The following is a 15,483-nucleotide window of genomic DNA, read 5'->3' as shown; positions in this document are numbered from 1 at the left end:
TGTGAGCGAGGAAGAGAGGTATGACCAAAGTCACCGGCGGCTGCCGTTGCGGCAATGTCAGGATCACCGCGACGGGAGAACCCTACCGCGTCGGGATTTGCCATTGTTTCGATTGCCGCAAAACCCATGGCGCACTGTTTCACGCGTCGGCGATCTTTCCGGAAACGGCGGTGAGCGTGGAGGGCGAGACACGCGATTATCAGGGACGGCATTTCTGTCCCACTTGCGGCTCGCAGGTTTTTGGACGCAGTGAGGACGAGATCGAGGTCAATCTCGGCACGCTCGACGAGATCGACCGATTCAAGCCCACTTACGAGTTATGGACTGTTCGCCGCGAAAACTGGCTGCCGGAATTTCCGGTAAAGAGACTCTATGAGCGGGATCGCGATGGCGCAGGGCGTTCGGAAAATTAGCCCCGCACGGCTGCCTCGATCACCGCGACATCGATCTTCTTCATCGTCATCATCGCATCGAATGCGCGTTTGGCAGGGGCGCCGCCTTCTCTCAGCGCATCCATCAGAACGCGCGGGGTGATCTGCCATGACAGGCCCCATTTGTCCTTGCACCAGCCGCATTCGCTTGTCTGACCGCCGTTGTCGACAATGGCGTTCCAGTAGCGGTCTGTCTCGGCCTGATCCTCCGTCGAGACCTGAAAGGAAAAGGCTTCCGTCTGCTTGAAATGCGGACCGCCGTTCATGCCCATGCAGGGGATGCCGAGAACGGTGAATTCCACGACGAGAACATCTCCCTGACTTCCATCGGGATAGTCGCCGGGCGCATGGATGATCGTGTCGACGCTGCTGTCGGGAAAGGTGTTTGCGTAAAAACGGGCGGCATCTTCCGCCTGCTTGTCATACCAAAGGCAGATCCTGTTCTTGTCCATGACGGGTCTCCTCCCGGGAGTGTTCGTGGTCCTCACATTGATCAGTTAAGAGGCATGCGGCATTTCGCCAGTACTTTTGCTGGATTTTTGGTCATGACTGTTGTGGGAAAGCTGTGAAGACCCGATGACAGCGGCCTTGGTTCGCAGTAACGAAGGTTTTTGCGAGCCGATAGATGTGACCGACGATCGATGCCGATCGCCTATCCGCGAAGCGCAGTTTTTTAAGCATCCATGCCTCCGACCAAGAAATGCAAAACAGGTGCGCTGCCAAAACGCGTGCCCGGCCGGCTGGCGGGAACCAACAGAGGGGCACTGACATGAGCGAACACGGTGGTTATTTCCCGCGCTGGCGGCTGAAGACGGAAGGGCGCATCCTGCCCGACGAACGTCTGCCGACCGGCCAGACGGTGGTGCTGGGCTTCCAGCATGTGGTGGCGATGTTCGGTTCGACCGTGCTTGCGCCGATGATCATGGGTTTTGATCCGAACGTATCGATCCTGTTTTCCGGCATTGCGACGCTGATCTTCTTCATCGCCGTCGGTGGCCGCGTGCCGAGCTATCTCGGTTCGTCCTTCGCCTTCATCGGTCCGGTTCTGGTGGCAACCGCTGCCGCTGCCGGCGCACCCAACCCGAATATCGGCCTGGCGCTGGGCGGCATCATCGCCGCCGGTGCGCTTTATACGATGATCGGCATCATCGTGATGATGGCCGGCCATCGCTGGATCGAAATGCTGATGCCGCCGGTTCTGACCGGCGCGATCGTGGCCGCCATTGGCCTCGTTCTTGCGCCGATCGCCATCGCCAGCGCTTCGGGCACTGGTGCGGCCACGCCTGACGGCAGCCAGTTGTCGCGTTGGGTGGCGATCGCCACGGTTGCTGCCGTTGGTATCGTTGCCGTTTATGCGCCGGGTCTGACCCGCCGCCTGCCGATCCTGATCGGCGGCGCCTTTGCCTATCTCCTCTATCTCGTGCTGGCGAACGGCATGGGCTACGGCACGCCGATCGATTTTTCAGGTGTATCGGCCGCCGCATGGTTCGGTCTGCCGACCTTTACCACACCGGTATTTTCCGCCCCGGCCATCACGCTGATCGCTCCGGTCGTCGTCATTCTGGTCGCCGAAAACCTCGGTCACATCAAGGCGATCGGCGCCATGACCGGCCGCAATCTCGACCCCTATCTCGGCCGCGCCTTCATCGGTGACGGCGTCGCCACGATGTTTTCGGGCGCCTTCGGCGGCACGGGCATGACCACATATGCGGAAAACATGGGCGTCATGGCCGTGACCCGTATCTTCTCGACGCTGGTCTTCCTCGTCTCAGCCTTTGTTGCCATCCTGCTCGGCTTCTCGCCAAAGTTTGGGGCTCTGATCCAGACCATTCCCGGTCCGGTTCTCGGTGGTCTTTCGATCGTGGTCTTCGGCCTGATTGCCGCCACGGCCGGCCGTATCTGGGTGGAAAACAAGGTCGACTTTTCTGAGCCGCGCAACCTGATCACCGTCGGTGTGGCGTTGGTTCTGGGCGCCGGCAACTTCAAGCTCGACGTTGCCGGCTTCACGCTGGACGGCATCGGCACGGCAACGATCGGTGCGATCGTGCTCTACCATGCACTGGGCTGGGCAAGTCCGCGCAAGGATGTAGACCACGTTTGAGGTTTTGAAACGTTGAACTGGAAATGGGCCGGCTTGTCCGGCCCATTTGCGTTTGCGGGAAAATTATTCGCCGCCGATCAGTTCCTTGACGCGGCGACCCAGCGCGTCCGCGACGAAGGGTTTTGTCATCACTTGCATGCCGCGCTCCAGATGGCCGTGGTTCAGCACGGCGTTTTCGGCGTAACCGGTGACGAACAGGACGTTGAGGTCCGGCCGTTCGACGCGGGCGGCATCGGCGAGCTGGCGGCCGTTCATGCCGTTCGGCATGCCGACATCGGTGATCAGAAGGTCAATGTCCGGACGGGTGTTGAGGATTTTCAGTGCCGAAGGACCGTCCTCGGCTTCCAGCACCGAATAACCGAGATCCTGCAGGATCTCGACCGCCACCATGCGTACCAGCGGTTCATCATCGACCACGAGGATGAGGTTCTGGCCGCTGGCGACAGGCACCGGCGTTTCATCGATCGGCAGGTCATCCGTCTCGCCGTCGACGGCATGGCGGGGCAGGTAGATGCAGATCATCGTGCCCTTGCCGAGTTCGGAATAGATGCGGGCCGCACCGCCCGACTGGCCGGCGAAACCATAGACCATGGAAAGGCCGAGGCCGGTGCCCTGGCCGATGGGCTTGGTGGTGAAGAAGGGATCGAAGGCGCGCTCGACGATATCGGCCGGCATGCCGGTGCCGGTGTCGCTGACGCAGAGCGAGATATACTGACCGGGCGGCAGGCCACGCTGCGCGGCGGCACGCTCGTCCAGCCAGCGGTTGCCGGTCTCGATCGTCAGCTTGCCGCCTTCCGGCATGGCGTCGCGGGCATTGATGCAAAGGTTGAGGAGGGCGTTTTCCAGCTGGCCGACATCAACGAACGCGGTCCACAAGCCGCCAGCGGCGACGGTCTCGATGGCGACGCCCGGACCGACGCTGCGGCTGATCAGATCCTGCATGCCGGCGACGACGCGGTTGACATCCGACGGTTTGGGATCGAGCGTCTGGCGGCGCGAGAAGGCGAGGAGACGCTGGGTGAGCGCTGCGGCGCGTTTGACCGCGGATTGCGCGCCGGTCAGATAACGGTCGATATCGCCGATACGCCCCTGCGCCAGCCGCGTCTTCATCAGTTCCAGACTGCCGCTGATGCCGGCGAGGATATTGTTGAAATCATGGGCCAAGCCGCCGGTGAGCTGACCGACGGCTTCCATCTTCTGGGCCTGCCGGAGCGCTTCTTCCACAGCGATGAGTGCGGCGGTGCGTTCCTCGACCCTTTGCTCAAGCGTGTCGTTGAGCTGGCGCAGAGCCGCAAGCGCCCGGTCGCGTTCGGCTTCCACGGCGCGGCGGTTCTCGATATCGAGTAGAACACCGGGGAAATTCAGCGGCTTACCTTCAGGCGACAGGTCGACACGACCGTTGGCTTCCAGCCAGTAGTATTTTCCGTCGGCGCGACGGGTGCGGTACTGGTGGGCATAGGCGCCACCGCGCGACAGTGCCTCCCGCATGGCGGCAGCCAGTCCCGCCTGATCATCCGGGTGGACGGTCTCGACGATCTGCTGCAGGCTCAGTCCGACATGGCCGAGCGCAGGATCGATACCGAACGCTGTGGCAAAGGCTTCATCGACCGTGAAGCGGTTGGCCGGTACATCCCAGGCCCAGGTGCCGATAATGGCGCCGGCGGCCAGTGCCAGCTGCACACGCTGGACGTTTTCGCGGGCATGCGCCTCGCTTTTGCGCAGCGTTTCCTCTGCCTGTTTTCGTTCGGTAATGTCGCGGAACAGGACGGATACCTGCCGCAGGCTGGCGGGCTCGACACGCGTGGCCGACACCTCGATATGGCGGCCGATCGAGACGAATTCCTGCTCGAAACGCACGACCTTCCCGGTCTCCAGCACATCGCCGTAAACCTTCAGCCAGACATCGGCATTGTCCGGCTCAATCTCGCGCAGCCGCTTGCCGACAATGTCGGTGATGCCGGTCTGGCGCCCATAACCGGAATTGGATTCGATGTGGACGTAATCACTTAACGGGCCGTGCGGGCCGTCGATAAATTCGATGATGCAGAAACCGTCATCAATCGCCTCGAACAGCGCCCGGCGGCGGGATTCGCTAAGGGACAATGCCGTTTGCGTTGCCGTTTCGGTCATCGATTGCGACGCCCTCAGACGGGTTGTTTCGGTCTCGATCTCATCGCGGGTGAGCGAGGTGATATCTGGTTCCGCATCCGGGTTCACTGGCCAACCTTTCGAACAGGCATTTTGCTTAGCATATACGTTTGAAGAGGGAAGCCGGTTGCATCGCGGACGGTCTTGTTTGACGGTTTTTATCAGTATTTCTGCGGGCTTCCGCAAGAATGGCAGCCACGCCGTGTTGCGCATTGAAGCGTTCCGTCTGTGGTTGTGTTAGGCAGTCGCGGACGGAAGGGTGCGCCGAAAAGTTCATAAATCGTTCATTTCTAATTGATGAAGTTATCACTAATTAAGTGATTGCTGAAATGATGGCGACGTTCATCTTTTGCGAGCGTTGTTCAGCATGCGACAGGTCCGCGGACAAATCCGTAATCTCATCCGCCAACGGGACGGCAATTTCGGTGTCATGACGGCACTCATCCTGCCTGTCCTGCTCGGCACGGCCGGCATGGCCATCGATGCCACCAACATGGTGTTGCAGAAGGCCCAGTTGCAGGATGCCACCGATGCGGCGGCTCTTGCAGTGTCTTCGCGGCTTGCAGACAAGAAGATCGACAGTAGTGCAGGGGCGGAATACGGCAAGAATTTTGTGGCCGGGCGCTTTTCTTCGACTGTCGATGCGGCAACGGTGGCAGCGATCAAGGCCGGGACGACGGTCTCCGTTACCACCACGGCGCAGGGATCGACGGGAAAAAATTTCGCCGTGGCTGTCAATTCGACGGTCGGTGTATCCTTGACGCCGCTGACCCGGCTTCTGTTCGGCGGACAGGTGAGTGTCTCCGCAGCCAGCAAGACGGTCAGCGGTTACGGCGGGGTACGTGGTATTTCGATGGAAGTGGTGCTCGACCAGTCTGCCTCGATGTTGGAAAACACCAATACGCAGAGAACCAAATGCGTACTGCAGATCCTCAATATCTGCCTCGGCTACCAGACCTATTACGTGACGAAAGCCGACGCCCTCAAGGAAGCGGCTGCGGCGCTTTTTGATGGCCTTGACAAGGTCGATCCGAACGCCAAGCGGGTTCGCACAGGCGCGATATCCTATTCGAGCTTCATGATCGGGCAATCGACTGTCGACTGGGGTACGACCAAAGCACGTAAATATGTGACTGACATGATAACGCCGGTCGGAGGCACAGATGCGACCACCTCCATGGAAACCGCGACTAAGAACATCGGTGCCAATGGCTATGGCACGGATACCGAAACTGTCGAGCAGAGAAAGAACAACAATACGACGTTTGCACGCGCCGTCGTGCTGATGACAGATGGCGAAATGACCGGCAATTCGGCGAGCTGGAACTCTGTCATTGATGAAGCCGTGCGCAAAAGATGCACACTCGCAAAAGCGGCCGGCATCACGGTGTACACTGTTGCATTCATGGCACCGCCGAGAGGCCAGGATCTGTTGAAATTCTGCGCCAGCGCGGATACCAATTACTACGAATCCAACAGTGTCGACGCGCTGGTGGCCGCTTTCGCCGAAATTGCCCAGAAGATCAGCTACGATCCCAGCCGTTTGACCAACTAAACCGCGGTCTGCCGATCACTTCGGCGGCAGGCCAACCTTTTCCGCGATGAAATCGGCCATGCCGATCGTGTCGTCGAGATCGAAAACGGGGATGTCGCTGCCGTCGACGGGATGGTCGGCGGCGATGGCGACGATGTGCGGATCGGTGGGCGCAAGCGGTTCGCGATTGGCCGATTGCAGCCGGCGGGCCTCGATTTTCGGCACCGGCTCGCGTTTGTAGCCTTCGATCAGCAGCAGATCGCAAGGGGCGATGCGGGCGACGATTTCTTCAAAACTTGGTTCCGGCTGGCCGCGCAATTCGTGCATGATGGCAAAACGTGTGCCCGACACGATCGTCACTTCGTGCGCACCGGCCTCGCGATGGCGAAAACTGTCGGCGCCGACCTTGTCGATATCGAAATCATGATGGGCGTGCTTGATCGTCGAAATGCGGTAGCCGCGCCGTGTGAATTCGGCGACGAGGCGGACGGCCAAGCCCGTCTTGCCGGAATTCTTCCAGCCGGAAATGCCAAAAATGCGCTGGGTCATCACTGCTCCAGATAGTTTTGCGCCCGGGCAAAATCCTCGGGCGTATTGATGTTGAAAAACGGATCGCGCGGGCCGGCCGGGGTGTCTTCCTGCTGAAACGGGACCGACATCATCGGGTGGCGCGCCAGAAAAGCCTTGATGCGGCGGTTGTCCGGATCCTGCAACCAGCTGTCCAGATCGTCAGCGACCGACAGCGGCCAGAGTGCGTAGACGGGATGCAGATGGCCTTCGGAACTGGCAACCGCGATCGTGTTTTGATCCGGGCAGGCGGCGGCAAGGCGGGCGACGAGATCACGCGGCAGGAATGGACCGTCGGCGGGCGCGCTGACCATGTGGGTCACCCCGCCCTGCACGGCAAAATGGCGCAGACCGGCGAGGATGCCGGCAAGCGGCCCCTGATGATCTGAAAGAGCATCGGGAACGAGCGGCAGGTTTCGGTGTTCACCGAACCCCGGCAGCGCGTTGATGGCGAGGGTGGAGACCTGTGGGCCGAGCCTTTCGACGACATGCGCGATCATCGAGCGGTCGCCAAAGGGCATGACCGTCTTGTCACGACCCATGCGGCGGGAGCGGCCGCCGGCAAGGATCAAGCCGGTAGTGGTTTGCGAATGTCGTGTGTTGGTCGTCATGGGCATTGTCGAATTCGGTCTCAAGCGGGTCAGGCCGGTGGCGCCGGATCGGTCTTGCCGACGGTCACCTGCCGGCGGCGGCTTTCACGATAGAAAGTGTAGAGGCCGGAAGCGATAACAACCGCGACGCCCAGGATCATCCAGTTATCGGGAATTTCGCTGAAAAACAGAATGCCGATGCCCAAGGCCCATACGAGGCTGGTATAGCGGAAAGGCGCGACGAAGGAAATTTCGCCGGTGCGCATGGCAAGAATGATGGATTGATAGCCGGCTAATACCATCAGCGATGCCAGCGCGAGCAGGCCGAATGTTCCTGCATCGACCGGTTTCCAACCGCCCATCGGCACGATCAGAAAACCGCCGATCATAGTAATGACCGTCGTGGTGAACAGGCTGACGGAGATCGACGGAATGCCGGGATCGACGCGTTTGGTCACGAGATCGCGGCCGGCCGTGAAAAAGACGGCGGCGACGGCAAACAGCGCGTCGGAGACGAAGCCGGCCGGACCGGGTTTCAGGATGATCAGCACGCCGAGGAAGCCGACAAGAATGGCGGCCCAGCGGCGCCATCCGACGGGCTCTCCCAGAAAAACTGCAGCACCGAGCGTGACCGCAAGCGGCAGGGACTGCAGGATGGACGAGGCATTGGCGAACGGAATGCGGCTGAGCGCCGTCAGATAGGTCAGCGTCGCGCCGATCTCGAAGAAGACGCGCAGGAGCATGATCTTGTCGGTCAGCATTCGGCGTGTCGGCAAAGCACCGAGGTGGCGGGCGATCATGAACACCAGAACCATCGTCATGGCACCGCGCACGAACATGATCTGTGCTACGGTCAGTTGAGAGGAGACTGTCTTGACCAGCGCGTCGTTGCAGATGAACACGGCCATGGCCAGCACCATGTAGAGTGCGCCCTTCGAATTTGCCGATAATGCCATCGCGTGATTCCCCGTCCCGGATGGTTTTCCCATAGGCGGTTCGGGCGAAAATGGAAATGTCTTGCGCCGGCTTTGCAGCGACAGTGACGATCTGCCGCCAAATACGAAGATTTTGAACGCTTGCCGTGCAGTGTTAACGGTTGCTCAATTCATAAATCAGAGTGTGAGTGAATCTCGCATGAGGCGGGAATGATGGCCACGTGTCGCCGATGGGAGGTTGGCACGCGCGCCCATTTGCGGGGGGAACCGCATGTCCTTCATCGACCGGCTCTTGCAGAGCCGCAGGATCGTCACCAAAGTTCTTCTGTTCGTCGTGCCGCTGGTGCTTCTGATCGCCGGCGTCGGTCTCGCCGGCTATTACACCTCGACCACGCTGAACGGCCATATGACCGTCACACGCGCGACGATCGAGAATATCAGCGATTTCGAGCGCCTTCAGACAAGTCTTCAGGAATTTTCCAACGCCCCCAGCGACAAGACGCTGGCGGCACTGAAAACCGATATCGACACCCAGTCCAAGGGTGTGGATTCGCTGCAGGGTCTGCTGGTTTCCGATGGCGACCGCGAGCGCATCGCCCCGGTTGTCGGCCTGGCCGCCGCCATGCGCGCCCATGTCGATACGCTTTGGGCCGTGAAGGGCAAACGCGACCAGAACGGCCGCGAACTGGATCTTGGCATGTCCAAGATACGGGCATTGGGCACCGGCGTGCAGAATCAGGTGGGCACGTTGCGCAAGCAGAGCGAAGGCAAGGAAAAGTTTGCCAAGGGCCTGCTTTTGGAAGCCTATGCTTTCAATGCGCTCGCCGGCCGGATCGGCAATCTGCGCGAGGCGATGCGCCGTGCCGAAAGCGACGATGGCGCGATCACCACGGCAAAACTTTATCTCGGCACGCTCGATGCCGAATTTGACAAGATCAAGGATCTTGTTCCCGAGCGGGCCGCCAAGGCTTTTGGCCCGGCACGCGAGGCGTCCGCCAGTCTCGGCAAGGCTCTTTCGGGCGATGCTTCTGTCGCCGAAAAGGCGCAGGCGGCCCGCATCGGCACCAGCGCCTTCATGCGTATCCAGGGCGAACTCGATACGCTGGCGACCAGCAAGGCGGTGACGGCCGCCGAACGGTTCGTCGGACTGGAGGGCGACGTGGCGGCACAGCGCGATCTGCTGGCGCAAAGCGAGGATTCGCTGCGGCGGATCGACGAGCTGCAATTGCTTGTCGAGCGGCTGCGGCTGACGGCGGCCGACGACGCCCGTATGGCGCTGACCGGCAAGATGGTGGGTCTGCGCAAGTCGAGCGCCCGCGTTTCCGAGCTTGCCGCCACCAACATCACCATGGCGGAGTTTGCACCCAAGGTGGATGCACAATTGACCGCGCTCGACAAATCCTCGGTCAGACTGCTGGAGATTGCCGGCGAATGGCAGAAGCAGAAGGCTGCGGCCGTCGCAACGCTTTCGGGCGGCATGGCCGGTCTAAAGGCCTTTGTGGCGCAGGCGCAGGAGACCGGAAAGCAGGACAGCGAACGGTCTGCGCATCTGTCCGTCATTGCCATGGTGTTCGGCACGGTGCTGGCGATTGCCGGTGGCCTGATGCTGGTGGAAACCCTGCGTGGCCCGCTGCGTCGTGTCACCGAGGTGATGAAGCGGCTGGCCGACGGCGATCTCGACGTGTCGATCGAAGGTCGCGAGCGTGGTGACGAAATCGGCGACATGGTGCGGTCCGTGACCGTGTTCCGCGATGCTGCCGTTGAAAACGTGCGGTTGGAGCAGGAGGCGGCATCAGCGCGGGAAATTTCCGCCGAGGAGTCGCAGAAGCGAAGCGCCGAACGGGCGCGTGTGGCGGCCGAACAGCGTCGCGCGCTCGATGCGCTGTCGCATGTTCTCGGCAAGCTGGCCGAGGGCGATCTGGAAGAGGGCATGGCCGAGGATCTCGCCGAGGATTTTGTCGAGATGGCCCGCACCTACAACCAGGCCGTCGAGACGTTGCGCGTCACGCTCGCCGATGTGCGCAGCACGGCCGACGAGATCGAAGGCGGCACCGGCAACCTGGCGAGCTCCGCCGACGATCTGGCGCGCCGCACCGAACAGCAGGCGGCAGCGCTCGAACAGAGTTCTCGTGCCCTGCGTCACCTCAGCGAAATCGTTGTGTCGACCGCTGAAAACGCCAAGCGGACCTCGGCTTCCGTCAGCGAGACGGAGGAGTTCGCGGTGCGTTCCGGCGAAGTCGTGCAGCGCGCTGTTGGTGCGATGGGCGAGATCAGCAAGTCCTCGGCCAAGATCGCCACGATCATCGGCGTGATCGACGAGATCGCTTTCCAGACCAACCTGCTGGCTCTCAATGCCGGCGTGGAAGCCGCGCGTGCAGGCGAGGCCGGGCGTGGTTTCGCGGTCGTGGCACAGGAAGTGCGTGAATTGGCGCAGCGCTGCGCCGGTGCCGCCCGCGAGATCAAGGATCTGATTTCGGCCAGTGCGACACAGGTGAAAAGCGGTGTGCATCTGGTGGAGGAAACCGGAACTGCGCTGTCTTCGATCATTGCGCATGTGGGCGAGGTGCGGAAGCTCGTCTCCGACATTTCGTCGGCCACCGGCGAACAGTCCACCGGCATTCGCGAAGTCACACATGCGGTGCAGGAGGTGGAACTGATCACCCAGCGGAACGCTGCCATGGTCGAGGAAAACAATGCCGAGATCCATGGCCTGCGTCGTCGCGTCGAAATGCTGTCGGAAAAGATCGAGCATTTCAAGACGCGCGATCCTCAGATGCAGGTGGAACTGGGCGATTATGATCGCCGACCGGGCTGGGTGCGCGAGGTGGCCTGAGGCCGCAATGCAAACTCAATGAGGCCGGGCGCAATCCCGGCCTTTTTGTTTGTCTTTTTTCCTGCCGACTAAGAAGACAAATCTCCATAGCACGCGTATGTTTCTGCTTGTTTCAATTTAGGCGGGCATTCAGATGTATATTCCTCCGCATTTCGAAGAGGTCAGCACCGATGAAATAAGGCTGGTGACGGAGGCCGCACCGCTCGCCTGTATCGTGGCGCAAACGGCGGAAGGGCTGATCGCAAATCATCTTCCGCTTCTTTCGGCAGCCGACGGAACGCTGATAGGGCACATCGCCATTGCCAACGAAATGCATCGGCAGATCGCCGACGGCCATGAAGTGCTGGTGATCTTTCGGGGCGAGGACGCCTATATATCCCCGAATTTCTATCCGTCCAAAGCCGAACACCATAGGCATGTGCCGACTTGGAACTATCAGGTTGTCCATGTCTACGGGACCATCAGCTTTCAACATGATGATCACGCCAAGCGTGCCGCAGTTGGTTTGCTTACCCGCACCCACGAGCGCCGACTGAACGGCACGAGTGCATGGCGCATGGCGGATGCGCCCGCAGACTACATCGCCCAGATGCTAGCCAATATCGTTGCTTTCCGGGTTGCCGTGCGCAAGGTCATCGCCAAATCCAAGCTCGGTCAGAACCGTGAGGAGCGTGATTATCGCGGCGCGGTAGCCGGTCTTTACGCGTCGGGGCAAGACGGTATCGCGCGGCGGATGGAAAGACGATTATCGGACGTGGAAATATAGTCGCTACCGTCTCAGCCGCCCGTCACGCTCATATGCCGCGACACCGCCGGCCGGTTATTCCGGTCGATGATGAAATCGTGGCCCTTCGGCTTGCGGGCGATCGCCTCGTCTATGGCCGCAGCCAGATGCGCTGGGTCTTGGCTTTCGCGTAGCACTTCGCGCAGATCGGCTGCGTCGTTCTGACCGAGGCACATGTAGAGCGTGCCGGTGCAGGTGAGGCGGACGCGGTTGCAGCCCTCGCAAAAGTTATGGGTCATCGGTGTGATGAAGCCCATACGGCCACCGGTTTCGGCAACCTCGACATAACGGGCAGGGCCGCCGGTCTTGAACGGGATATCCGTGAAGGTGAACTGCTTTTCGAGGTTTTCACGCAACACTGATAGCGGCAGGTAACGATCGGTGCGGTCTTCCTCGATCTCGCCCATCGGCATCGTCTCGATAACGGTCAGATCCATGCCACGGCCATGCGCGAAACGCAGCATGTTAGGGATTTCATCCTCGTTGAAACCTTTGAGCGCCACTGCATTGAGCTTGATCTTCAGGCCAGCCTTCTGTGCGGCATCGATGCCTTCCATGACCTTGGCAAAATCGCCCCAGCGGGTGATCTCCTTGAACTTTTGCGGATCGAGCGTGTCGAGCGACACATTGATGCGGCGCACACCGGCATCGTAAAGTTCCTGCGCGAAACGGGAAAGCTGCGAGCCGTTGGTGGTCAGCGTCAATTCGTCGAGATGACCGGTTTCGATATGACGGCCGATCGAGCGCACCAGATGCATGATATTCTTGCGCACCAGCGGTTCGCCGCCTGTCAGCCGCAGCTTGCGCACACCCTTGGCGACGAAGGCGGAACAGAGCCGGTCGAGCTCTTCCAGCGACAGCAGATCTTTTTTCGGCAGAAATGTCATGTTTTCCGCCATGCAGTAGGTGCAGCGGAAATCGCAACGGTCGGTGACGGAGACACGCAGATAGGTGACCGCACGACCGAACTTGTCGATCATCGGAGCGATGCTGGCGGCGGGGGCGGCGCCAAGCGGTGGGGTCACGAAAGAATTCACGTCATGTCTCCTGTACACCGAATCTGGTGATGATCAGCGGCGGCGTCAAGTTTTGTGCATTTTTGGCATCGCCCACCATGCCCTGCCACAAACTGCGCCGCGTATTTTGACCTTGCAGGTGTTTTGCACGCGGAGTGGCAGGCAACGATGGCTATCGGTCCGTCATGCTGTCATCAACGGACTTGCAGCGAATTGACGAAGTCCATAATCGTGGATGATGCAAATTGGAAGAGCAGACATGAGCGACCCGATCACAGATAGTTGGCCGACCGAGCTGAAAGTATCGCAGGACAAGCGCATGCTCACCGTGGTTTTCGACGATGGCGCAAGCTTTGCCCTGCCGGCCGAAATGTTGCGTGTGCTTTCGCCGTCCGCGGAAGTGCAGGGGCATGGGCCGGGCCAGAAGGTGACCGTGCCGGGAAAAAGGCAGGTGGCCATCCGCAATGTGGTGGCCACCGGCAATTATGCGGTGCGCATCGCCTTTGATGATGGCCATGACAGCGGCATCTTCACCTGGCGATATCTGCGCGAACTGGGCGTCGAAGGGGCCGAGCAGTTTCGCCAATATGAAAGCGAGCTGTTGGCCAAGGGCCTTAGTCGTGATGCCGTTACAAGGCCGCGATAGACGCGATTGATTTGGCCCCGTCATGACGGGGGATGCGAGAAAACGAAACGGAAAACGAGGGGTAAACGAGTGGCGGCAGAATCGAATGCGGGCGAACTGGTCCAGGTCGTGGCACTGCTGGGGGCGGGTGTCATTGCCGCGCCGCTGTTCAAGCGGATCGGGCTGGGCTCCGTTCTGGGCTATCTCGCCGCCGGTCTGGCGATCGGACCATTCGGGCTGAAGCTGGTCTCCGACCCGCAGGCGATCCTGCATATAGCAGAGCTCGGCGTGGTGATGTTCCTGTTCATCATCGGTCTGGAAATGCAGCCGTCGCGGCTTTGGAACATGCGCAAGGATATTTTTGGTCTCGGTGCGCTGCAGGTGCTTGGCTGTATCGCCGCCTTGATGGCCGTGGGGCTGGCCTTCGGGCAATCTGCGCCGGTGGCCTTTGTCGCCGGCACCGGTTTCGTGCTGACCTCAACGGCGATCGTCATGCAGATGCTGCAGGAGCGTAATCACCTTCACACGCCGAAGGGGCAGCGGATCGTTTCGATCCTGCTTTTCGAGGATCTGGCCATCGTGCCGCTTCTGGCCATCGTCGCATTGCTGGCGCCGCAGGGCGAGGCCGTGTCCTTTGTCGAACGGGTACAGTCGCTGGGTATCGGTTTTGCAGCGCTGGCAGCGCTTGTGGTGGCCGGACGTTACCTGCTCAACCCGTTCTTCCGTCTGCTGGCGCAATCGGGTGCCCGCGAAGTGATGACGGCAGCGGCGTTGCTGGTCGTACTCGGATCGGCCTTGCTGATGGACTTTGCCGGGCTTTCCATGGCCATGGGCGCGTTTCTCGCCGGTGTGCTTTTGTCTGAATCCTCGTTCAGGCACCAGTTGGAGGCGGATATCGAGCCGTTCCGTGGCATTCTGCTCGGCCTGTTTTTCCTGGGTGTCGGCATGGCGGTGGACCTCGCTGTGATCTTCGCCAACTGGCGCCATGTGCTGGTTGCGGTCATCGCCTATATGATCGTCAAGGGCGTCATCATTTATGCCGTGGCGCGGCTTCTGAAAGCCTCGCATGCAGAAAGCCTCGGCCGCGCGATCCTGATGGCGCAGGGCGGTGAATTCGCCTTCGTGCTGTATGCGGCAGCGGCGGGCGTCGGCATTCTCGATGCCGATACCAATGCAGTGCTGACGGCGACCATCGTCATCTCGATGGCGGTGACGCCGCTGGTGGTGGCGATCTATGTGCGCCTCGCGCCGAAGCCGACCGTCGATACCAGCGGATTGGCAGAGCCGGAAAACATCGAAAACACCGTACTGATCATCGGCTTCGGCCGGTTCGGCCAGATTGTCAGCCAGCCGCTGCTGGCGCGCGGCTACACGCTGTCGATGATCGACAAGGATGCGGAATTCGTGCGTGATGCCGGTGATTTCGGCTTCAAGGTCTATTATGGCGACGGCTCGCGGCCGGAAATTTTGCACGCGGCGGGGGCGGCCACCGCAAAAGCCATCCTGATCTGCATCGATGACCGCGAGGCGGCCATCAAGATCGCCGAGATCGTCAAGGAGGAATATCCGCTGGTGCCGGTTCTGGCGCGTGCCTATGACCGCGGCCATGCCATCGATCTTCTGAAGGCCGGCGTCGATTATCAGATTCGCGAGACCTATGAGTCGGCACTCGATTTTTCCGGCGAAGTCATGCAGGTGCTGGGCGAGGAACAGGAACTGGCGGCGCAGCTGGTGGAAGAATTCCGCGAGATCGACCGTGAGCGTTTTGCCATGGAACAGGTCGGCGGTATCTATGCCGGTCGTTCGCTGATCAAGGGCAACGCGCAGCCGGCCGATATCATCGCAGCCAAGACCGGCCGCGAGCGCGAGCGCAAGGCACAGCAGCAGGCAGCAGCGAAAGAGGCGGTGACATGAGCGGC

Annotated in this window: 13 protein-coding genes; 7 read left to right on the top strand and 6 right to left on the bottom strand. The window is 60.6% G+C overall.

Annotation, left to right across the window (positions count from 1 at the left end):
- The first annotated feature begins 20 nt into the window (after positions 1-20).
- A complete protein-coding gene (locus ACRQ1B_RS07225) occupies positions 21-413 on the top strand; it encodes a GFA family protein (protein ID WP_432292951.1) in 393 nt (130 codons plus the stop codon).
- Here ACRQ1B_RS07225 and ACRQ1B_RS07220 read toward each other — a convergent pair.
- Positions 410-883 carry a VOC family protein gene (locus ACRQ1B_RS07220; RefSeq protein WP_432292950.1) on the bottom strand — a complete coding sequence of 158 codons (474 nt, stop codon included), beginning with the start codon at positions 881-883 and terminating at the stop codon, positions 410-412. The genes ACRQ1B_RS07225 and ACRQ1B_RS07220 overlap by 4 nt on opposite strands.
- 317 nt (positions 884-1,200) lie before the next feature.
- On the opposite strand from ACRQ1B_RS07220, the gene ACRQ1B_RS07215 reads away from it, so the two are divergent.
- Entirely contained in the window at positions 1,201-2,532 is a 1,332-nt protein-coding gene (locus ACRQ1B_RS07215; protein ID WP_432292949.1) for a solute carrier family 23 protein, read from the top strand.
- 63 nt (positions 2,533-2,595) lie between these two features.
- On the opposite strand, the gene ACRQ1B_RS07210 is transcribed toward ACRQ1B_RS07215, so the two are convergent.
- On the bottom strand, positions 2,596-4,662 hold the full coding sequence (locus ACRQ1B_RS07210; protein ID WP_432293834.1) for a response regulator: 2,067 nt from the start codon (positions 4,660-4,662) through the stop codon (positions 2,596-2,598).
- Positions 4,663-5,047: 385 nt separating this feature from the next.
- Between ACRQ1B_RS07210 and ACRQ1B_RS07205 the strand changes: the two genes are divergently transcribed.
- Complete coding sequence (locus ACRQ1B_RS07205) at positions 5,048-6,235, top strand: TadE/TadG family type IV pilus assembly protein (RefSeq protein ID WP_432292948.1); 1,188 nt, start codon at positions 5,048-5,050, stop codon at positions 6,233-6,235.
- A 15-nt stretch (positions 6,236-6,250) separates the two neighbouring features.
- On the opposite strand, the gene mobB is transcribed toward ACRQ1B_RS07205, so the two are convergent.
- From mobB to ACRQ1B_RS07190, 3 genes are read right to left on the bottom strand one after another with little or no spacing between them, the layout of a single operon-like run.
- Positions 6,251-6,763: a molybdopterin-guanine dinucleotide biosynthesis protein B gene (gene mobB / locus ACRQ1B_RS07200; protein ID WP_432292947.1), complete on the bottom strand. Its 513-nt coding sequence runs from the start codon at positions 6,761-6,763 to the stop codon at positions 6,251-6,253.
- Positions 6,763-7,392 carry a molybdenum cofactor guanylyltransferase MobA gene (gene mobA / locus ACRQ1B_RS07195; protein WP_432292946.1) on the bottom strand — a complete coding sequence of 210 codons (630 nt, stop codon included), beginning with the start codon at positions 7,390-7,392 and terminating at the stop codon, positions 6,763-6,765. Before mobA ends, mobB begins: the two co-directional genes overlap by 1 nt.
- A gap of 29 nt (positions 7,393-7,421) precedes the next feature.
- Positions 7,422-8,327 carry a DMT family transporter gene (locus ACRQ1B_RS07190; protein ID WP_432292945.1) on the bottom strand — a complete coding sequence of 302 codons (906 nt, stop codon included), beginning with the start codon at positions 8,325-8,327 and terminating at the stop codon, positions 7,422-7,424.
- A 250-nt stretch (positions 8,328-8,577) separates the two neighbouring features.
- On the opposite strand from ACRQ1B_RS07190, the gene ACRQ1B_RS07185 reads away from it, so the two are divergent.
- Positions 8,578-11,139, top strand: a complete 2,562-nt coding sequence (locus tag ACRQ1B_RS07185; RefSeq protein ID WP_432292944.1) for a methyl-accepting chemotaxis protein — start codon at positions 8,578-8,580, stop codon at positions 11,137-11,139.
- Between the two features lie 133 nt (positions 11,140-11,272).
- Positions 11,273-11,905, top strand: a complete 633-nt coding sequence (locus ACRQ1B_RS07180) for an FMN-binding negative transcriptional regulator (protein ID WP_432292943.1) — start codon at positions 11,273-11,275, stop codon at positions 11,903-11,905.
- An 11-nt stretch (positions 11,906-11,916) separates the two neighbouring features.
- On the opposite strand, the gene moaA is transcribed toward ACRQ1B_RS07180, so the two are convergent.
- Positions 11,917-12,903 carry a GTP 3',8-cyclase MoaA gene (moaA, locus tag ACRQ1B_RS07175; protein WP_432293833.1) on the bottom strand — a complete coding sequence of 329 codons (987 nt, stop codon included), beginning with the start codon at positions 12,901-12,903 and terminating at the stop codon, positions 11,917-11,919.
- A 295-nt stretch (positions 12,904-13,198) separates the two neighbouring features.
- Here moaA and ACRQ1B_RS07170 point away from each other — a divergent pair, with 295 nt between their 5' ends.
- A complete protein-coding gene (locus ACRQ1B_RS07170) occupies positions 13,199-13,585 on the top strand; it encodes a gamma-butyrobetaine hydroxylase family protein (protein ID WP_432292942.1) in 387 nt (128 codons plus the stop codon).
- 69 nt (positions 13,586-13,654) lie between these two features.
- Complete coding sequence (locus tag ACRQ1B_RS07165) at positions 13,655-15,478, top strand: monovalent cation:proton antiporter-2 (CPA2) family protein (protein WP_432292941.1); 1,824 nt, start codon at positions 13,655-13,657, stop codon at positions 15,476-15,478.
- The last annotated feature ends 5 nt before the right edge of the window (positions 15,479-15,483 follow it).

This window comes from Endobacterium panacihumi (assembly GCF_050847465.1).
GTDB lineage: Bacteria > Pseudomonadota > Alphaproteobacteria > Rhizobiales > Rhizobiaceae > Neorhizobium > Neorhizobium panacihumi.
Note: the sequence above shows the minus strand (reverse complement) of the source record. Positions and strands in the feature narration are given on the sequence as shown.